Annotated in this window: 15 protein-coding genes; 6 read left to right on the forward strand and 9 right to left on the reverse strand. The window is 65.7% G+C overall.

The genetic code is table 11. The annotated features are described in order from the left end of the window. Positions 1–38: 38 nt before the first annotated feature. The 3 genes from ASE26_RS12045 to ASE26_RS12055 are packed head-to-tail and all read left to right on the forward strand — an operon-like array spanning position 39 to position 4155. Complete coding sequence (locus ASE26_RS12045) at positions 39–1664, forward strand: MFS transporter (protein ID WP_057246300.1); 1626 nt, start codon at positions 39–41, stop codon at positions 1662–1664. Next, on the forward strand, positions 1661–2779 hold the full coding sequence (locus ASE26_RS12050) for an HlyD family secretion protein (RefSeq protein WP_057246301.1): 1119 nt from the start codon (positions 1661–1663) through the stop codon (positions 2777–2779). Before ASE26_RS12045 ends, ASE26_RS12050 begins: the two co-directional genes overlap by 4 nt. Further along, positions 2776–4155, forward strand: coding sequence for an efflux transporter outer membrane subunit (locus ASE26_RS12055; protein WP_055929984.1), 1380 nt, complete (start codon positions 2776–2778; stop codon positions 4153–4155). The genes ASE26_RS12050 and ASE26_RS12055 overlap by 4 nt, the downstream gene beginning before the upstream one ends. Here the strand turns inward: ASE26_RS12055 and ASE26_RS12060 are convergent. The 8 genes from ASE26_RS12060 to ASE26_RS12095 form a co-directional block, all read right to left on the reverse strand. Then, entirely contained in the window at positions 4152–4670 is a 519-nt protein-coding gene (locus ASE26_RS12060; RefSeq protein ID WP_055929987.1) for a hypothetical protein, read from the reverse strand. The two genes, ASE26_RS12055 and ASE26_RS12060, sit on opposite strands and share 4 nt — an antisense overlap. After that, positions 4667–5476, reverse strand: coding sequence for an archaeosortase/exosortase family protein (locus ASE26_RS12065; protein WP_082507277.1), 810 nt, complete (start codon positions 5474–5476; stop codon positions 4667–4669). The genes ASE26_RS12060 and ASE26_RS12065 overlap by 4 nt, the downstream gene beginning before the upstream one ends. Next, a complete protein-coding gene (locus ASE26_RS12070) occupies positions 5449–7797 on the reverse strand; it encodes a VIT domain-containing protein (RefSeq protein ID WP_057246302.1) in 2349 nt (782 codons plus the stop codon). Before ASE26_RS12070 ends, ASE26_RS12065 begins: the two co-directional genes overlap by 28 nt. An 84-nt stretch (positions 7798–7881) precedes the next feature. Continuing rightward, a complete protein-coding gene (locus ASE26_RS12075; RefSeq protein WP_055929996.1) occupies positions 7882–8367 on the reverse strand; it encodes a DUF1003 domain-containing protein in 486 nt (161 codons plus the stop codon). A 12-nt stretch (positions 8368–8379) separates the two neighbouring features. After that, the gene (locus tag ASE26_RS12080) at positions 8380–8844 is read right to left on the reverse strand and encodes a GyrI-like domain-containing protein (protein ID WP_055929999.1); all 465 of its coding nucleotides are present in this window, start codon (positions 8842–8844) and stop codon (positions 8380–8382) included. Positions 8845–8854: 10 nt separating this feature from the next. Then, complete coding sequence (locus tag ASE26_RS12085) at positions 8855–11953, reverse strand: efflux RND transporter permease subunit (protein WP_055930001.1); 3099 nt, start codon at positions 11951–11953, stop codon at positions 8855–8857. A gap of 9 nt (positions 11954–11962) precedes the next feature. Beyond that, positions 11963–13108, reverse strand: a complete 1146-nt coding sequence (locus ASE26_RS12090) for an efflux RND transporter periplasmic adaptor subunit (RefSeq protein ID WP_055930004.1) — start codon at positions 13106–13108, stop codon at positions 11963–11965. Positions 13109–13121: 13 nt separating this feature from the next. Continuing rightward, a complete protein-coding gene (locus ASE26_RS12095) occupies positions 13122–14525 on the reverse strand; it encodes an efflux transporter outer membrane subunit (RefSeq protein WP_055930007.1) in 1404 nt (467 codons plus the stop codon). 140 nt (positions 14526–14665) lie between these two features. On the opposite strand from ASE26_RS12095, the gene ASE26_RS12100 reads away from it, so the two are divergent. Both ASE26_RS12100 and ASE26_RS12105 read left to right on the forward strand, forming a co-directional pair. Then, entirely contained in the window at positions 14666–16027 is a 1362-nt protein-coding gene (locus ASE26_RS12100; RefSeq protein ID WP_055931792.1) for a DUF1800 domain-containing protein, read from the forward strand. A gap of 11 nt (positions 16028–16038) precedes the next feature. Next, positions 16039–17286, forward strand: a complete 1248-nt coding sequence (locus tag ASE26_RS12105) for a DUF1501 domain-containing protein (RefSeq protein WP_057246303.1) — start codon at positions 16039–16041, stop codon at positions 17284–17286. Here ASE26_RS12105 and ASE26_RS12110 read toward each other — a convergent pair. After that, positions 17283–17813, reverse strand: a complete 531-nt coding sequence (locus ASE26_RS12110) for an ester cyclase (protein WP_055930013.1) — start codon at positions 17811–17813, stop codon at positions 17283–17285. The two genes, ASE26_RS12105 and ASE26_RS12110, sit on opposite strands and share 4 nt — an antisense overlap. Positions 17814–17905: 92 nt before the next feature. On the opposite strand from ASE26_RS12110, the gene ASE26_RS12115 reads away from it, so the two are divergent. Further along, a complete protein-coding gene (locus tag ASE26_RS12115) occupies positions 17906–18859 on the forward strand; it encodes a LysR family transcriptional regulator (protein ID WP_055930017.1) in 954 nt (317 codons plus the stop codon). The last annotated feature ends 67 nt before the right edge of the window (positions 18860–18926 follow it).

Consider the following 18926-nt stretch of genomic DNA (forward strand, 5'->3'; position numbering starts at 1 on the left):
ATATAGGCAGCCACCCTGGGGCGGTGTAGACTAGCCCAATGGATGAGTACGCCCCACAAAAATGGCTGCCTCACGAGCGCCCGCTGTTGCCGGGCTCTCCCTCTACGCCGCTGCACTCGGCGCCCAAGCGGCTGGCCTTCCTGCTGGTAGGTCTGGTGGTGGCGCTGACCGGCGGCCTTGGTAACGCGCTGGTCACGGTCAACCTGGTGTATGCCCAGGGATCGCTGGGCGTGACCAGCGCGGAAATCCAGTGGCTGCCGGCGGCCTACGTCATGGGCAATGTCTCCATGAACCTGCTGCTGGTGAAGTTCCGCCAGCAGTTCGGCCTGCGCCTGTTCACAGAGTTGTTCCTGCTGCTGTATGCCGTGGTTACGGTGGCCCACCTGTTCGTGCACGGCCTGGCGTCGGCCATTGCAGTGCGCGCGGCGCACGGCATCAGCGGCGCAGCACTGACGGTGCTGGGGCTGTACTACGTGCTGCAGGCTTTTCCAGCGCAGCACCGCTTGAAAGGCGTGGTGCTGGGCATCGGCTTTGCGCAATTATCGCTGCCGCTGGCGCGCATCTTTTCCTCCGAACTGCTGTCCATCGGCGAATGGCGCGGCTTGTACTCGTTTGAACTGGGCATGGCCTTGGTGTCCTTCGGCTGCGTGCTGCTGCTCAAGCTTCCTCCGGGCGACCGCGTGAAAGCATTCGAGAAGATGGACTTCGTGACTTTTGCACTGTTTGCGCCCGGAGTCGCTTTCCTGTGCGCGGTGCTGGCGCTGGGCCGCACGGTGTGGTGGTTCGAAGCGCGCTGGATCGGCTGGGCGCTGGTGGCCTTCATCGTGCTGTTCACGGCGGCGGTGGCAATCGAACATAACCGCCGCAAGCCCCTGCTCAACACGCGCTGGCTGACCACAACCAGCATGACACGCCTGGCGATCTCGGTGCTGCTGATCCGCGTGGTGCAGTCGGAAGCTGGCGGTGCGGTGGGCTTCCTGCAGGCGATCGGGTTGAACAACGACCAGATGCAAACCTTGTGGCTGGTGGCCCTGGCGGGTTGCGCGCTGGGCATCCTGAGCAGTGCCCTGATCATCACGCCGCAGCGGCTGCAGCCAATGCTGATGTTCGCGCTGGCGCTGATGGCTGCCGGAGCGTGGATCGATTCGCAGGCCAGCAGCCTGACGCGCCCGGAGCAGATGTATTTCAGCCAGTTCCTGCTGGCGTTCAGCGGTACTTTCTTCCTGGGGCCGATCTTCGTATCGGGCTTCGGCGCCGTAATTGCGCAACCGTGCAACCTGATCAGCTTTTCGCTGATGTTTTCGATGACGCAGAACCTGGGTAGCCTGCTTGGCTCGGCGCTGGTGGGCACCTTCCAGGTCGTGCGTGAAAAATTCCATTCGAGCCAGCTGGTCGAGCACCTGACGCTGCAGGACCCGCAGGTGGCGGCGCGCGTGCAGGCTTTCGGCCTGCCGTCGCTGAGCGGGGCGGCGACGAGGGAAGCCAATATCCTGGCCTATAACGATGTTTTCCTGATGATCTTCTTTGTTGCCTGCGGCACGCTGGCGTGGATGGCCCTGCATTATGCGTGGCAGGTCTGCACTGCCACCCGGGCGGCGGCGCCGGCACAGGATGCGCAGACTGGCATGGCACAGGTTTCACTTTCCAACTCGGGGGGCCAATGAGCACATCACCACCAGCAAGCGAAACTGCCGCAGCGCCCCCTGCGCCCGACCGGCGCGCGCAATGGCTGTCGGGCGTCGGTTTCGCCCTGATCGCCTTGATCGGTGTGCTGGTTGTACTGTACGCGTGGCGCCTGCCGCCTTTCACCAGCCCTATCGTGTCGACCGAAAATGCCACTGTGCGTGGCCAGGTGACGGTGATCGGCTCGCAGTTGCCGGCCTATGTCGCGGACGTGAAAGTGCAGGACTTCCAGTTCGTTCGCAAGGGCGATTTGCTGGTGGAGCTGGATTCGCGCATCTACCGCCAGCGTTTCGAGCAGGCGCAGGCCCAGTTGGCTGCGCAAAAGGCAGCGCTGGCGAACTGGGAACAGTCGCGCGCCAGCGCCAAGGCAGGCATTGCACTGCAAGAGGCGGTGCTCTCAAACGCGCAGGCGCAAGCTGCGCGCGCCTCGGCCGACTACAGGCGTGCGGAGCAACTGGTCGGCGACGGCTCGCTGTCGGTGCGCGAGCGGGACGCCCAGCGTGCGGCCCGCGCGCAGGCGCAAGCGGCGGTAGCGCAGGCCAGGGCGAATGTCGATATCGCGCGGCAGCAAGCGCAGTCGGTCACCGTCAATCGCGGCGCGCTGGAGGCTACGGTGGCGAATGCGGAGGCGGCGCTGAAGGCCGCGACCGTGGACCTGGACAACACGCGCATCATTGCACCGGCAGATGGACAGTTGGGGCAGGTGAATGTGCGGCGCGGCGCCTATGTGGGTTCAGGCGCCCAGCTTATGGGGCTGGTGCCGCGCGACATGTGGGTCATCGCCAACCTCAAGGAAACGCAGATGAACGGCGTGCAGGTGGGGCAGGGGGCGACCTTCAAGGTCGACGCGCTGGACGGCGCGACGCTGACCGGGCAGGTCGAACGCATATCGCCCGCTACCGGCTCCGAGTTCGCCGTGCTGCCGGCGGATAATGCCACAGGCAACTTCGTCAAGATCTCGCAGCGGATTCCGGTTCGCATCAAGATTGACCAGGGCCAGAAGCTGGCACAGCGCCTGCGCCCGGGGATGTCGGTGATCGTCAGCATCGATACAGCCTCGGTGCTGAATGAAAAAACGGACGGGGCGCGGCCATGAAACGCAGCGCTGCCGCCGCAGGGGTAGCCCTGGTGCTGGCTGGCTGCGCCGCGCGCATCCCCGCACCGATTGAATCGCAGCTATCGGTTCCCGCGCAATGGCGTAGCCAGGCAGCCGGCATGGAAAAGGCTGCGCTGGAGCGCGAGTGGTGGCAGGCGTATGGCGATCCGGCGCTGTCGGACCTGGTGGCGCGCGTACTGCGGCACAATACGGATGTGCGGCTGGCACAACTGCGGGTGGCGGAGTTTCGCGCCCGGCTGGCCGCAGCGGATGCGAACCGGGCGCCGACGCTGGGTGCAACCTTGACTCCGGTGCGCACGCGCACGCTGGCCTACAACGGCGTGCCAGCCATCACCAACCTGTTTGCAGGCGAATTCCAGGCCGCCTATGAAATCGACTTGTGGGGGCGCCTGGCTCACGCCAGCGAAGCCGCGGCCCAATCGCTGGCCGCGGAACGCGCCAATGCGGATGCTGCGCAACTGTCGGTGGCGGCCCTGGCGGCCAACGGCTACCTGCAGTTGCGCGGGCTTGACGCACAGCTTGACCTGGCGCGCGCCACGCTGGATTTGCGCGAGCAATCGCGCCGGCTTGCGCAGCGGCAGTTTGAAACCGGCTATACCTCGCGCCTGGAATGGCTGCAGGCGCAGGCCGAGTACGAGGCGGCAGCAGAGCAGGTGCCCCAGTTGCTGCGGCAGATCAGCGAGCAGGAAAACGCGCTGTCCCTGCTGGCCGGCAGCAGCCCCGGTCCGATCGCGCGCGGCAAGACCCTGGACGAGCTGTCGCCGCCGGTAATCCCGGTCGGCCTGCCATCAACCCTGCTGCAACGACGCCCGGACATCGCGCGCGCCGGGCATGGTGTAGCCGCGGCGAAGTCCGGCGTGCAGGCGACCAGCGAACAATTACTGCCCACATTGCGCCTGACCGCTACCGGCGGCGTGCAATCGACGGATTTCAGCAAGTTCCTGCATGATCCGGCCTTCCTGTGGCGGGTGGGCGCGGGGCTGGCGGCTCCGGTCTGGGACGGCGGCCGTGTACAGGCCCAGACCGATGCCGCCGCCGCGCAGCGCGACCAGTCGCTGGTAGCCTATGAGCAAACAGTGCGCGTCGCGCTTGCCGAAGTTGAAAACAGCCTGAGCGCCTTGCAGCGCCTGCGCGAGCAGACGGTGCAGAACGACGCCCGCCGCGCCACGGCGGCAGAAACGCTGCGCATTGCGCGCAACCGCTACCGCAATGGCTACGCGTCCTACCTGGAAGAACTCGATGCCCAACGCACCCTGTTCAATGCCGACGTGACGCGCCTCCAGTTGCGCAGCCGCCTGCTGGGCGCCAGCGTGGACTTGTACCGGGCGCTGGGCGGCGGCTGGGCGGGCGACTAGCTGCCAACGTTCTGCGCAACGGTAATGGCCCACCACGGGCCTTTCGTTTGGCCCAGTTGCGCGGCCCAATACCATGCCGAGACGTCGCTCCACTGTCCGCCGTAGGCATCGGCGATGCGTTCGTGAACCTCCAGCTTTTGCGTTCCCCGCGATGCAATGAAGCCGGACCAGCGCTCTTGCCCGACGATTTTGACTGGCTGCACGGTAAGTTCGTAGCCGTTCGCCTTGAAGCAGTCGCTGCTTGCGTGGAGCTTGCGCGTGCCCTGGTCCACCCAGCGGATGACGATTTCGCGCTCGCCATCGCTGAAACGGCCGACACGGCCGGGAAAGTTCTGCTGGAAGCGCGTCTCGATCGGCGTCAGGGGAAGCGGGGTGAGCTTTCGGCCCTCGAAGCTTGTGGGCCATCCCGGGAAGCCGGCGGTTACGCGGGCACCGGCGTTGTTCTCGAAAGCCAGCGGCGCGAGGGACGCTAAAGCGCATAGGCCGGCAAATGCAATGGTGGCGAGCGATTTCATGCTGCGGGCGGCTCCAGGCGGCGGGTCATGAAGAGGATACCTGCACCCGCGGCAGCAAAACTGACAATACCGATGGCGCCATGGGCTGTAGCGGGCAGCTGCACGATGCCGGCCTCCATATAGAACAGTGCCGTGGCGCGGACGGCGTTGGCGGCGACGACGGCGACGATTGCCAGCATCAGGGCGGCGGCCGTACGCAAGGACGACAGCCGGACTGCGCCAGCCAAGGTGGCGGCCAGCAGCAGTCCGGCCCACAGCATTTTTACGCCACTGCAAGGAGCATCGATGGCAACCAGTTGTCCGTGCCATGCCAGCATGGCGCCCTCGCGCGCGACCGCGATGCCGTTCATGCGCAGCAGGAATACCGACAGGTCGCCAGCGATAACGCGCAGTGGATAACCCAGGTAGAACTGCAAGGTCGCCGCAAACGGCAGCGCCAGGATGCACAGCGCGAACAAGGCCATGTCAAAACGCTTGCCCAGCCGCAGGCTGCTGGCCAGCGTGGTGAGCGCCAGCGCAAAAACCAGGGAGCGAGCCGGAACAGGAACGTGGCATGCAGTGGCGGCGAGGTAGGCGGCCAGGCATGCGCTCGGCAGCAGTAGCGGACGGGCCAAGGCAGCGCGTTTCGGCGTCAAAGCGATGCTGGCGGCAGCAGCGGCAATGGCCAGCAGCCCGGCACTGTCGTTCGATCCATCCAAGGTTCCGGCTACGAACCAGTGCAGGGCTGGCCAGAACGCCAGGCATAAGGCGGCCAGCAGCAGCGAAAATGGCGGCAGCTTCATTGGCTGCGGTAGCGGCGATGCCATGCCAGCATGAGGGCCGCTACCATGATCATGGCCCAGGTTTCCGGTTCCGGAATGGTTGGCACGCTGCCAGGCGGCACTGGCTCCAGGCCCGCATCCTTATATTGCTCGCGTGTTTCCAGCACGACGGCGCCGGAAACGGCAGTGACCAGCTGGTAGCGCGTGGCCAGCGTGACGGCAGCGCCGCTCCGGCCCGGGTCCGCGCTCATGGCAGTGACTTCGTTTGCTGCCCACAACCGAACCAGGTGCTGGGAGCTACGGCTGGATAGCGGCATGCCGCTGCCGCTGCGGCGCTCGCGGGACAGGACCGTTTGCGTGGCTCCCGGTTGCCACTGCGCCAACAGCTTGCGCAGGTCATCGCCCACGTTGCCGAAGCCGGGTACAGCGCTTACTCCCTTGAGTTGCTGGGCAATCTCGTTGGGCCCACGCTCCAGCGCCAGGTCATACAGGGCAACCTGGCTTGCACGGCGTTCAAAGCGCTGCCGCAAGGCTTCAGCCGACTGCGATGCCAGCGGTTGTGCGCCATGTATCCATACGATCGCGCCGCGTGACGACATGGCAGCCCAGTCCCACGCCGCGCCCAGTGCTTCGCTGTTATCGCGTCCGCCTTTGAATTCCAGCTGCGCGAGGTACTGGCGCGTGAGGAGCGAGTTGGCGCTGTTATGAAGGAACAGCGCCGGCTTTTCATCGTCGGCAAATACCACGGCCATCTCGATGTTTGCGGGCAAGGATGCCAGCCCTTCAAGCAGCTGGCGTTTGCGCTGCTGCATGGACAAGGAGCCGTCAATGACCACGGCAACCCGCTGGGGCGGCATGGCTGCGGTTTCGCTGAACTTCTGGACGACGATCTTTCCGTCATTGCTTATCTGGTCGGGGCTCCAGGCCAGCGCTGCCGGACGGCTAGCGGGCGCCCAGACCGTGTGCATCGGCTGCCATGGCGACGGCTCTTCCAGCTCGCCACGGACGGCATACAGGTCGCGGGGACCCGCTTGTGCATTCAGTCCAGGGCTGCCTTTCAAAGGGGCCGTCGATTCGAACCAAACCGCGTGGCGCAGGTCCGGGGCCAGGTCGAAGTTGCGTTCGCTGAAAGCCGGCAGCTGGAGATGCATCGCGCCTTGCGCGGGAGGAGCCATGGGAACGGTGATGCCCAGGCGGATTTTCATGTTGCCCGAAGGAGGAATCGGGAACAGCTGCACCAGCACCCGGTCGTTGCCCGCCGTGGTGACCAGCAATGGATCGCGGCTCTGCCTGACCACTTTTGCGTAGGCCTCGCGCACTTGTGCGCGGCCGCCGAAGGCAGCCTCACGCTCCTCACCGTCAATCCAAAGCGTTGCGCGCGAAACTACGCCGCCCGGCGGCAAGGCGATTTCGGCCCGGCCTTCCTGCTGGCCCGGTGACTTGTTGTGGAACTCCATGGTCCATTCCATGTAGCCCAGCGCGGCATTGGCATCGATCGAGCCATCCATGCGCGAGGCCACAAGGGCTATGTCGTTGACGCGCTGGCCTACACTGGTGCCTCCCCGGTCATTGTCGAAAGTGCGCTCCCAATCGCGCATCGAGCGGTGCAGTGGGGCGGGATGGGAATTGAACACGGTGCCCGTCACCCGATAGAAGGTGGTTCTTGCTTGCTCCGGGTCGCTCTCCGTCTGGCTGGTGAACAGGGTGCCGAGCAAGTCGGTCGCTTGCCCCGCCTGCCGGTAGCAAAGGCGCAGCATCATTTTTTCATCGCCGGCCTTGCGCAGGAGCTGGATGCCGCGCAGCCGGGTCGCGGCAGAATCCGATGCGGCCATCTGCATGCCTATCCGTGTCAAAGTGGAAGGGGCATCAATCGCCAGCAGTACAAGAAAGGCGAGCGCTATGCCTTTCCATAGCTTGCCGGGCGGCTGGCCGCTGCGAGATTTCAAAGCCTTGCGGGCAAAGACGGCGCATAGCAGGGCAAGCATCGGCGAAAGCCCGAGCAGTCCGATGCCGAAGGCGATAATCGCGATTGCTGCAATGGGGGATATCGGCAGGAACACCAGGCTGTAAAACACGGCCACGCCGGCAGAGAAGGTGTGCAGCAAGGCCCAGCGCGGCGGCACGGCTTCGCCGCGCACGAGCGCCAGCAGAAGCCGCGCATTTGCCAGCGGTATCGTGGCGTAGAGGATGAAGTGAAGCGGCGTTGGCAGGGGATCGAAGAAGATCTGGCGGCACATGCCGGTGAATGATTCGAACAGCAATGCGGCTATGGGCAGCACCACCCCGAACAGCGCAACAAAGGCGATGGTGCCATGGGGCTGGCGCGGCCGGCGCGGCAGGTCTTCTGCGGAGGAGTGTTCGGGCATTGCGCTTCCAATGTGGATAGGGAAGCGCAATCCTAGTTGATGAATGTGCGTTGACTATGTGTTTCGTGTGAAGCTGCGCGCCGCCTAATGCAGAAGGTGGCCGTGCACTTCAGCAGTCAGCTTGTCTATGCGTTCGACCAGCTGCTTGGTGGTCTCGGTCAACTCGGTATTCTGGCGAAGCAGCTCCATCATCTGTGCCGTATGGCGCGCCGCCTGCTGCGCCAGCGCTTCCCGGTGCCGGGCGTCGGCATCATTATGGGCTTTGTCACGCTCGGCCTGGCGGGTCTGCGCCAGCAGGATCAGCGGCGCCGCGTAGGCGGCCTGCAGGCTGAATGCAAGGTTCAGCAGGATGAAGGGGTAGCGGTCGAAATGCGCGAAGCCCCATATGTTGGCGCCGATCCACAGCGCGACAATGATAGTCTGTGCCCCCAGGAATAGCGGGGTACCGAAGAAGCGGGCGAAGGCTTCCGCTTTCAGGCCGAAGGTGTCCGCGCCAAACGTCTTGCTCAGGTGTTCATGCTCGCGGTGGAAGCGCAGGTGGTCGCCGTCGTGGCCTGGCTGGGCGCTCATGACATTCTTTCCTTAGTCGACCGGGATGAACAGTTCGCAGGCAAATTCACCTGTTTCCGGATCTGCACGGAAGTCGGCGGCATAGCGTTCGAAGCAGGGGCCGGGGCGGCTTGCCAGCCCCGCTGAGGGCAGGCCCTCGCTGTAGAAGGCATGCCACGCTTCGCCGATGCCGGCCGGGTCGCCGTAGTAATCGGCCACCGCGTAGCGCCCGCCGGGAATGGTGGCCAGCGCCGCCGGCGGCGGCGCCGGGTCATCATGGCCGATTTCGACGCAGGCGTCGTAGCGGCATTTTTCCGGCGGCGTATTGCCGGGATCATCCATCGCTACGCCATAAGTGACCCGCCCCAGCAGGCCGTTGTCCCGCATCCAGGGCGCCACGACGCCGCGCCAGAATTCGCCCAATGCCGGTCCAAAGGGGCCGGTGTGGCGCAGGAAGGCGACACGGGCGGGAGCAATTTCGATGGCGCGGACTTTCATGGCAGGCTCCTTATTCGGCAACGGGTGCCGGTGCGTGCTTCTGATGCTTGCGTACCTTGTGGACGATGCGCTTGAGCAGGTGCTCTGCATCGTCCACATAGGTGAACACGGCCGGCACCACCAGCAGCGACAGCAGGGTTGAAGTAATCAGGCCGCCGATCACCGCAATCGCCATCGGCGAGCGGAAGCTCGGGTCGGCGCCCCAGCCCATGGCTAGCGGCATCATGCCGGCGCCCATGGCGATGGTGGTCATCAGGATCGGGCGGCTGCGCTTGTGGCAGGCGTCGACCAGCGCATCGAAGCGGCTCATGCCGTCGGCGCGCGCCAGGATCGCATAGTCGACCAGCAGGATCGAATTCTTGGTCACGATCCCCATCAGCATGATCAGGCCGATCATGGACGGCATCGACAGCGCTTTCTGCGTCACCAGCAGTGCCACGAAGGCGCCGCCGATCGACAGCGGCAGCGCGGCCAGGATGGTCAGCGGCTGCAGGAAGTCGTGGAACAGCAGCACCAGCACGCCATAGATGCACAGCACGCCGATCAGCATGGCGATGCCGAAACTGGCGAACAGGTTCTGCATCTCCTGGGTGTCGCCGAGTTCAGCGCGGGTCACGGTTGGCGGCAGGTTTTTCATTGAAGGCAGCTGGCGTGCTTCTTCGTCCAGCTCACCCAGCGAGCGGCTGCCCAGTTCCACGTCCAGCGTTACATTGCGGCTGCGGTTCAGGCGGTCGATCTGTGCCGGTCCCGAATCCATCGTGATGGATGCGACATTGGCCAGCATGACCGGGCCGTTGCGGCCGGGAACGGTCAGGCGTCCGATGGCATCGAGGTCGGCGCGCACGCTGTCCGGCAGCTTGACGCGGATCGGCACCTGGCGCTCGGCCAGGTTCATCTTGGTCAGCTCGAAGTCGTAATCGCCGGCGGTCGCCACGCGCACCGTTTCGCCGATGGCGTTGGCGGTTACGCCCAGGTCGGCGGCCCTGGCAAAGTCGGGACGCACGATGATTTCAGGACGCACCAGCGAGGCGCTGGAGGTCACGTTGCCGATGCCGTGCAGCGTGCGCAGGTCGCGCTCGACCTTGCGCGCCGAATCAATCAGCGCCACCGGGTCTTCCGAGCGCAGCACGAGCTGCATCTTCACGCCGGTATCCGGCGGACCGACTGTGAAGCGGGCGCCGGGCAGGGCGGACAGCTTCTCGCGGATCATATCGTCGATCTGCGGCATCGATTCCTTGCGGTCGTTGCGGTGCCTGGTAGTGATGGTCAGCACGGCACGGCGCGCTTCGGCAGCGGCGCCGGGCGCGAACGCATCGCCCGAGGAACCGCCGCCAATGGAACTGAACACATTGGTCACCGGCTTCACTTCCATGATGGCCAGGCGTGCACGTTCTGCAATGGCGCGGGTCTCGGCCAGCGTGGAACCCGGCGGCAGTTCCAGGTTGACCATGGTCTGGCCGCGATCGGCCGGCGGCACGAAGCCGGTCGGCAGCAGGCCTACCAGCATGATCGAGCCGATGAAGAAGGCGCCTGCCGCCAGTGCGGTCTTGCCGCGATTGTTCAGGCACCAGCGCATGGTCTTCATGTAGCGCTGCATGATCCAGCCGTCTTCCTGCTGCGCCTTGTCGGTCGCTTTCAGCAGGTGGGCCGCCATCATCGGCGTCAGCAGGCGCGCCACCACCAGCGAAGCCAGCACCGCCAGCACTGCGGCCCAGCCGAACTGCTTGAAGAACTTGCCGGGAATGCCGCCCATGAAGGCGGTCGGCAGGAACACGGCCACCAGGGCGAAGGTGGTGGCGATCACCGCCATGCCGATTTCGTCGGCCGCTTCCATGGCTGCCTGCATCGGTGTCTTGCCCATGTGCAGGTGGCGTTCGATATTCTCGATTTCCACGATGGCGTCGTCCACCAGCACGCCGACCACCAGCGCCAGCGAGAGCAGGGTCACGGTGTTGAGCGTGAAGCCCATCCAGTACATGCCGAGGAAGGCCGGCAGCACGGACAACGGCAGCGCGGACGCGGCCACCAGCGTAGCGCGCCAGTCGCGCAGGAACCAGAACACCACCAGCACGGCCAGGATGGCACCTTCGTACAGCAGTTCCATCGAGCCGGAGAAGTTTTCGGCCACCGGTTCGGCGTTGTCGATCGATTGCGTGATGTCGATGGTCGGATGCGCCTTGCGCAGCTCTTCCACTGCGGCGCGCGCGTCGGCGGCGACCTGGGTTTCGCTGGCGCCCTTGGTGCGGAAGATTTCGAAGGCGACGACCTGCTTGCCGTCCTGGGATGCCTCGGAGCGCGGCTCGGCAATCGTATCGGTCACGTTGGCCACCTGCTCGAGGCGAATATGGCGGCCGTCGCCCAGCGGAATATCCATCTGCGACAGTTCCTGCGCGCTTTTTACGGTGGCGATGGTGCGTACCGATTGCTCGGCGCCGCTGACGTCGCCGCGCCCGCCCGGCGCTTCTTTTTGCACCTGGCGCAGCATGCGCGACACATCCAGCGCCGATACGCGCAGCGCTGCCATGCGTTCGTCATCGAGCTCGACGCGGATTTCGCGGCTCACGCCGCCGACCCGCTTGACCGCGCCAACGCCCTGCACCGACAGCAGCTTCTTGGCGACGGCATTATCCACATACCAGCTGAGGTCCGCGTCGTCGACTTTGGTGCCTTCTTTCGGTGTGACGTTGAAAGCCAGGATCACGCGGCCTGCGGTGGAAACCTTGCTTACCACCGGGTCGCGCATCTCGCCGGGCATGTCGGCACGCACCTGGGTGACCGCATCGCGCACTTCGTTGACGGCGTCGGACAGGTTCTTCTCGAGGATGAATTCGACGGTAATGGTGGCGGTGCCGTCCAGCACCTTGGCATAGATATTCTTCACGCCTTGCAGCGTAGCGACCGAATCTTCGATCTTGCGCGCCACTTCGGTTTCCAGCTGGGCAGGGGCGGCCCCCGGCAGGGACGCTGAAACGGTGACGATCGGCAGTTCGATGTCCGGGAAGTCCTGCACCGGATTGGCGCGGTAGGCCATCCAGCCTGCCAGCGACAGCAGGATGAACAGCATGATTGCCGGAACCGGGTGTTTGATTGAGAGGGCTGAAAAATTCACGGCGCCTCCTTAGCGTGCCGGCTTGATCGGCGTCGAGGCCTGGGCTGGCGCGCCGGTATTGCGCACCAGGTCACCGTCATTCAGGAAGCCCGCGCCGGCAGCCACAATCTGTGCGTCGGGCGCCAAACCGGACAGCACTTCAATGCGCTCGCCGATGCGGCGGCCCGGCTGCACCTTGACCTGGCTCACGCGCTGGTCCTGGTTCAGGCGGAACACGTAGCTGAAGCCATCGCGCACCGTAATCGCCTGCTGCGGCACGGTCAGCGCATCGGAGGCGCCCAGCTCGAACTGGCCGGAAGCGAACATGCCTGCCTTGAATGGCGCCTGCTTGCCGCTGTTCGGCGGCAGGTCGACGTAGACCAGGGCCGAGCGGGTTTGCGGGTCGATGGTCGGCGCCACCATGCGCACCTTGCCGGTCAGTTCGCTGCCGTTGGCGGCCTTCACCACGGCGCTGCCGCCGAGCTTGACGTTGCGCAGGTCGGCCGCGGTGACTTCGGCGCGCCATTCCAGGCGGCCCTGGCGGATCATGCGGAACAATTCGGTGCCGGGGCCTGCGACCGCGCCGACGGTGGCGCTGCGGGCCGAGATCACGCCCGCATCGGGCGCGACAACCCTGGTGTAGCGCAAACGCAGTTCGGCCGAGGCCAACATGGCCTTGGCGGAGGCGGCGCGCGCCTTGGCGGTGGCTTCGGCCGTGGTGTACTGGCTGATTTGCTGGGCGCTCAAGGCGCCGGTGTCTTCAATCGAACGGGCGCGGTCGGCGTTGGCCTTGGCTTCCGCCGCGGCGGCTTCCGCTTCCATCAGCGCGGCCTTGGCCTGCGCCACTTCCGCCTGCGGGGTTTCCGGTGCAAACACGGCCAGCACTTCGCCCTTGGTGACTGCATCGCCGACGTTGACTTTGACGTCGGACAGGCGCAAACCGTTCGATTCGCTGCTGATAATGGCTTCCTGCCAGGCGGCGACGTTGCCGTTGGCGGTAAGACGGATCGGCAGGCTGGTTTTTTGCGGGCGAACGGTGCTGACGGTCAGCGCGGGCTTGGCGGTGGCCGGTTTCTTGTCCTCGGCCATGGCGGAAGGCGCCTGCGCCAGGGCGGCGAGGGCGGCGGCAACGGCGATGGCGGCGACGGCGGAGGGAGTGCGGTGCAGTGGTTTCATAGATTATCCAGTCTCATTGCGCTGCGGGTGCGGTCCAGCCGCCGCCTGCTGCACGGTACAGGGAGATCCAGGCGGCGCTGCGTTCGCGCTCCAGGTTCACCACTGTGTTTTCTGCGGCCAGCCGCGTACGGCGGGCGTCTTCCAGTTCGAGCAGGCTGGCCAGCCCGTTCTTGTAGCGTTCTTCGGTCGCGGTGAAGAAAATGCGGTAGCCTTCCAGCGCGGTCTGGGCATCCCCGGCGCGTTCCTGGGTGCTTTGCAGCGCCACCAGCGCCTGTTCAACTTCGGACACGGCCTGGCGCACGCTGGCCTTGTAGCTCGATACGGCGGCGTCGTAACGGGCGCGTGAAGCATCCACATTGGCGCGGCGCACGCCCCAGTCGATGATCGGCAGGGTCATTTGCAGCGGGCCGATGGTCCAGACATTGGCGCTGATGTCCTGGCCTTCGGCATGCAGGCGGCCGCGCCCGACGGAGCCGGACAGGCCCAGGCGCGGCAGGCGCTCGGCGCGCGCATTGGCGACGTCGTAGCTGGCCGCCGCCACTTCCCGTTCGGCGTTGAACACGTCCGGGCGCTGGGCCAGCAACCGGGCCGGCAGCGAATCGATGGCGACGCCGGCGGCCGGTGACAGCACGGCATTGGCCGCGCTGTCGGCCAGGCGCGCGCGCAGGTCCGGTTCCGCGATGGCGGTCAGCGCCACCAGCACTTTCAATTCGCTGTCGCAGGCGGCGCGCTGGGCTACTGCACGGTTATTGCCATCGGCGGCGCTGGCGCGGGCCAGGGCGTTGGCCGACGTCGACTGGAAGCCGGCCTTGGTCGTGATGTCGGTCAGGCGCGCGGTATGGGTGCGCGATGCTGCGTCCATGCGGGCCACGGTCGACAGCTTTTCGCAGGCGCGCAGGCTGTAATACTGGTTGGCCGTTTCAGCCGCCACGCTGACGCGGGCTTCGTGCCAGCCCGCCTGGGCGCCTTCATGGCGCGCGATGGCGGCATTGCGGCGCGCCCGGCCGCCGCCGAACAGGTCGATTTCCCACTGGGCCTGGGCCAGCAGCTGGGTGGTGGTATTGCTTGGCGCGCTGGCGGACTGCTGGCTCATGCGGGTTGACGTCAATACGCCGGTCAGCGAAGGGGCGAGGGCGGCGCCGGCGGCGGTGCGCTCGGCGCTGGCTGCGGCAAAGCGCGCCTGGGCGCTGGCAATGGTGGGGCTGGCCGCCTGGGCGGCTTCAATCAATTGCACCAGCAGCGGGTCGGACTGGCGCTGCCACCAATCAGCCAGTTCGCCGGTGCTGCCGTTATGCGGCAGCGGGGCCTGCCATTGTTGCGGCGCATCCGCCGCGACCTTGTTCGCCGGTCCGGTGATGCCGCAGGCGCTTAGCGCCAGCATGGCCACCACCGATAGCGGGACCTGATATCTCTTCATGCCGTCCTTTCATTTTGCGCAACGTGAATTAGAGCATACAAATCAAACTATTAACATCCTGATACAAAGGAGTCTTTGCCCTCAATTCGGCGCCTAGCGTATAAAGAAAGCTCTGCGAATCATTGTATTGGGACGACATCATGCGAGGCTGGATACTCGGCGCCGTGCTAGCGGCGCTACCCCAAGCTGCCCTGTGGGCGGCGCCGCTGGCTGGCGAGCAGGCTGCTATCCATGTCCTGAACCGGCTGGCATACGGGCCGCGGCCTGGCGACATCGAGCGGGTGCGCCAGGCCGGCGTGCAAGCCTATATCGATGAGCAACTCAAGCCGCCGCCCTTGCCCGTGGAGCTGGCCCAGCGGCTGGACAAGCTGGAAACGCTGCAACTGAGCGCCGGCGACGCGCTGGAACGATTCCAGGAAGCACGAAATGGCGACAAAGGCGAGCGCCGCGAGGTGGTGCAGCAGATGGCGTCTGAAGCCGCCGAAGCCCGCCTGCTGCGCGCCATCGACAGCCCGCGCCAGCTGGAAGAAGTGATGGTTGACTTCTGGTACAACCATTTCAACGTATTTTCGGGCAAAGGGCAGGATCGCGCGCTGGTCACCAGCTATGAGCGCGACGCGATCCGTCCATACGTGTTCGGCTCCTTCCGCCAGATGCTGGGCGCCACGGCCCATCATCCGGCCATGCTGTTCTACCTGGATAACTGGGTCTCGAAGGCCGGCGGCCTGAATGAAAACTATGCGCGCGAGCTGATGGAGCTGCACACGCTGGGCGTGGACGGCGGCTATACGCAGAAGGACGTGACCGAACTGGCGCGCATGCTGACCGGCTGGACCTACCGTCCCAAGCGCGATGCCCGGTTTGCGTTCGATCCGCGCCGCCACGACAACGGCACCAAGACCTGGCTGGGCAAGCCGGTGAGCGCGCGCGGCGAGGCCGAAGGCGAGTATGCGCTGGACGTGCTGGCGGTGCATCCGGCCACCGCGCGCAATATCAGCCGCAAGCTGGCGCAGTATTTCGTGGCCGACCAGCCGCCGCCTGCCCTGGTGGAGCGCATGGCGCAGGGCTGGATCGCCAGCAAGGGCGATATCCGCGCCGTGCTGCGCACCCTGTTTGCCAGCCCGGAATTCATGGACCAGCAGTACGCCGGCGCCAAGTTCAAGACGCCGTACCAGTACGTGGTCTCCGCCTCGCGCGCGGCCGCCATGCCGCTGCCCGAAGTGAAGCCGCTGGTGGGCATCCTGAACCGCCTCGGCATGCCGCTGTACGGCTGCCAGACGCCGGACGGCTACAAGAATACCGAAGGCGCCTGGCTTAATCCGGATGGCCTTAGCCGCCGCATCAGCTACGCGCTGGCGCTTTCTGCCGGCGCCGATGCCGACAAGGTGCAGGAGGCGCTCGGCACGTCGGTATCCAGGCAGACCGCCGCCACCGTCGCCGGCAGCAACGAGCACCTGCGTGCCGCCATGCTGCTCGGCAGCCCCGATTTCATGCAACGCTAACGGAGCGCGCCATGCAACGACGCCAATTCCTGAATGCCTTTGCCGCCAGCGCCGGCCTGCTGCTGCCGCTCGGCCCCGATGCCTGGGCAGCCACCATGGCGCCGGGCAGCACCTCGCCGACCGCGAAAAAACTGATCGTTGTCATGCTGCGCGGCGCGGTGGACGGTTTGCACGTGGTGGCCCCGGTGTCCGACCCCGAATATGCGCGCCTGCGCCCGAATATCGCGCTGGCCAAACCGGGCGCCGAGGACGGCGCGCTGAACCTGGATGGCTACTTTGGCCTGCACCCCGCGCTGGCACCGCTAATGCCGCTGTGGGAGCAGAAGAAGCTGGCTTTCGTGCACGCCAGCGGTTCGCCCGATGCCAGCCGTTCCCACTTCGACGCGCAAGACTATATGGAATCGGCCACGCCGGGGGTGAAGAGCACGCAGGATGGCTGGATGAACCGCCTGCTGGGCGCCCTGCCGGGCGACACCACGCCGACGCGGGCGCTCAGCATCGGGCCTGTGATGCCGCGCGTGCTTGCCGGTGCGCTGCCGGCCACCAACCTGGCCAACGGCGCGGCCGGCACGCGATCCACGCCGCTCGACCGGCCGCAGATTGCGAAAGCCTTCGACGCGCTGTATGCCGGCAATGAGCGCTATGGCAAGGTGTACCAGGCCGGCCGCCAGGCCCATGAAGAGGTGATGGCCGCGGCCAACAGCGGCATCATGTCCGAAATGCAGGCCGCCGATAATGGCGCCCCGCTGCCGAACGGCTTCCCCGACGATGCCGGCCGGCTCGCCACGCTGATGCGCAATAACCAGAATATCCAGCTCGCCTTCATTGCACTGGGCGGCTGGGACACCCACGCCAACCAGGGCGCTGGCACCGGGCAGCTTGCCAACCGGCTGCAGCCGCTCGGGCAAGGGCTGGCAACCCTGGCGCAGCGCCTTGGCCCGCTGTTCGACGATACGGTGATCGTGGTGATGTCCGAATTCGGCCGCACCGCGCGCGAAAACGGCAATCGCGGCACCGACCATGGCCATGGCAACGCCATGTGGCTGCTGGGCGGGAAAGTCCAGGGCGGCAAGGTGGCCGGCGAATGGAAAGGCCTGGCCGACGCCCAGTTGAACGAAGGGCGCGACTTGCCGGTCACCACCGATTTCCGCCACGTGCTGGCCCATGTCGCCGAGCGCCACCTGCGCCTGCCTGATAGCGCGCTGGCGCGGACTTTCCCCGGCCTGCCGTCCGGTGCGCGCTTGCAGTTGCTGGCTTAGTCCGCAAGCACCCCGAGCTGGCGCAGGAAGGCGAGGTTGTCTTCGATGTGCCAGTTATCGGTAATGCGGCCGCCGGCAATGCGGTAGATGTCGGTGGCGATGAAGTCGATCGCCTGTCCCCTGCCTTGCACGCCTTTGAAGCTGCCGGTGAAATGGCCGCGAAAGCGCAGGTGCACGACTGCGCGGTCGCCGCTGACGATCAACTGTTTGATGTCGGCGCGCATATCGGGTACGGCGCCGCGCACGAAGGCGGAAGCGGCCAGCGGGCCCGGCAAGCCCTGGGCGCGGCCGGGCGGCAGGGTGCGGTCGGTGAAGCCGGGCGCCAGCGCGGCGCGCGCCATTGCCTCGTCGCCGCTGTTCCAGAACGATGCATAGCGGCGGGCTGCGAGTACGCTGGCTTCAGCCAGTGCTGCCGGCAGCGAGGGATCGACGAATTGCGTGCGCGGGCGGACCAGTTGCGGGTCCGGCGCGGCGTGCGAGGCGGTCATCGCGAACGCGGCCAACAGCAGGGCAGTAGCGTGTTTCATATTATCTCCTGTGGAAAGGATCTCATGCTATCCGCTTGGGAATCGCTAAAATAGCGCCTGACAACGAATACATATTTTCCAATTCGCGGAGAATGACGATGCTAGACGACTTGCCTGCGCTAAGGGCCTTTGCGCAGATTGTTGCCGCAGGCAGCATGTCTGCCGCCGCACGCGAACTCGCGCTGCCGCTATCGGTGGTGAGCAAGCGCCTGGCGCAACTGGAGAAAAACGTCGGCCTGCGGCTTTTGCAGCGCACCACCCGGCGCCAGACGCTGACATCCGAGGGCGCAATGTTCCATGCGCGTGTCTTGCGCATCCTGGAGGAGGTGGCACAGGCGGAGTCCCTGCTCACGCATAGCCGGCGCGAGGTGGAGGGCCTGCTGCGCCTGAGTGCTCCCGCTGAACTGGGGCGGCAGTATATCGTGCCGATTGTTGCCGGTTTCCAGCGCCGGCATCCCGCCCTGCAAGTGCAGCTCGAATTGACCGATACCGTGGTGAACCTGCTGGAAACCGGCCAGGATATGGCGATTCGCTTCGGCAACGTGGCAGATCCCAACCTCGTCGTGCGCAGGCTGGCCCCGAATTTTCGCGTACTGTGCGCCGCACCGTCCTACCTGGCACAGCATGGCACACCGGCACGTCCTGCTGAGCTAAGCGCGCATCGCTGCATCCTGATCGGCGACAGCAGTCGGGCTGATTGGCGCTTCGAAGGCACGGAATCGGCCAGCGTGCGCGTGGCGGCCACCTTCCTCACCAATGACGGCCAGGCCGCGCACGCACTGGCGCTACAAGGTTCTGGCTTGGTAGTAAAATCGATCTGGGATGTAGGCGATGACCTGCTGGCCGGGCGCTTGCAGCGCCTGTTGCCACAGCACAGCATGCCAGCCGCGCCGCTGCAGGCGATTTTGCCGCACGGCCGCAACTTGCCGCTTCGGGTTCGCCTCTTCCTCGATTACTTGCAGGCAGGCCTGACGGCTGCATGGCGTTGGGACGCGGTTGGGGACAAGAATGCTGAAATTTCTTTGGAAGCTGACCAGCGCCGATGAGCGCTCGGAGAACACACTGGGCATGGCAGCCGCAGTGTTCAGCCTGCTTGCGCTGGGTTGGCTGGTG

The sequence above is a fragment of the Duganella sp. Root198D2 genome (genome assembly GCF_001428585.1).
Taxonomy (GTDB): Bacteria; Pseudomonadota; Gammaproteobacteria; order Burkholderiales; family Burkholderiaceae_D; genus Rugamonas.

Excerpts from the sequence above, each read along its gene's own strand:
- ASE26_RS12115 (WP_055930017.1), top strand. The coding sequence starts at position 17,906 with ATGACGATGCTAGACGACTTGCCTGCGCTAAGGGCCTTTGCGCAGATT.
- ASE26_RS12075 (WP_055929996.1), bottom strand. The coding sequence starts at position 8,367 with ATGAGCGCCCAGCCAGGCCACGACGGCGACCACCTGCGCTTCCACCGC.
- ASE26_RS12065 (WP_082507277.1), bottom strand. The coding sequence starts at position 5,476 with ATGGCATCGCCGCTACCGCAGCCAATGAAGCTGCCGCCATTTTCGCTG.
- ASE26_RS12055 (WP_055929984.1), top strand. The coding sequence starts at position 2,776 with ATGAAACGCAGCGCTGCCGCCGCAGGGGTAGCCCTGGTGCTGGCTGGC.
- ASE26_RS12060 (WP_055929987.1), bottom strand. The coding sequence starts at position 4,670 with ATGAAATCGCTCGCCACCATTGCATTTGCCGGCCTATGCGCTTTAGCG.
- ASE26_RS12050 (WP_057246301.1), top strand. The coding sequence starts at position 1,661 with ATGAGCACATCACCACCAGCAAGCGAAACTGCCGCAGCGCCCCCTGCG.
- ASE26_RS12045 (WP_057246300.1), top strand. The coding sequence starts at position 39 with ATGGATGAGTACGCCCCACAAAAATGGCTGCCTCACGAGCGCCCGCTG.
- ASE26_RS12080 (WP_055929999.1), bottom strand. The coding sequence starts at position 8,844 with ATGAAAGTCCGCGCCATCGAAATTGCTCCCGCCCGTGTCGCCTTCCTG.
- ASE26_RS12095 (WP_055930007.1), bottom strand. The coding sequence starts at position 14,525 with ATGAAGAGATATCAGGTCCCGCTATCGGTGGTGGCCATGCTGGCGCTA.
- ASE26_RS12105 (WP_057246303.1), top strand. The coding sequence starts at position 16,039 with ATGCAACGACGCCAATTCCTGAATGCCTTTGCCGCCAGCGCCGGCCTG.
- ASE26_RS12100 (WP_055931792.1), top strand. The coding sequence starts at position 14,666 with ATGCGAGGCTGGATACTCGGCGCCGTGCTAGCGGCGCTACCCCAAGCT.
- ASE26_RS12070 (WP_057246302.1), bottom strand. The coding sequence starts at position 7,797 with ATGCCCGAACACTCCTCCGCAGAAGACCTGCCGCGCCGGCCGCGCCAG.
- ASE26_RS12090 (WP_055930004.1), bottom strand. The coding sequence starts at position 13,108 with ATGAAACCACTGCACCGCACTCCCTCCGCCGTCGCCGCCATCGCCGTT.
- ASE26_RS12110 (WP_055930013.1), bottom strand. The coding sequence starts at position 17,813 with ATGAAACACGCTACTGCCCTGCTGTTGGCCGCGTTCGCGATGACCGCC.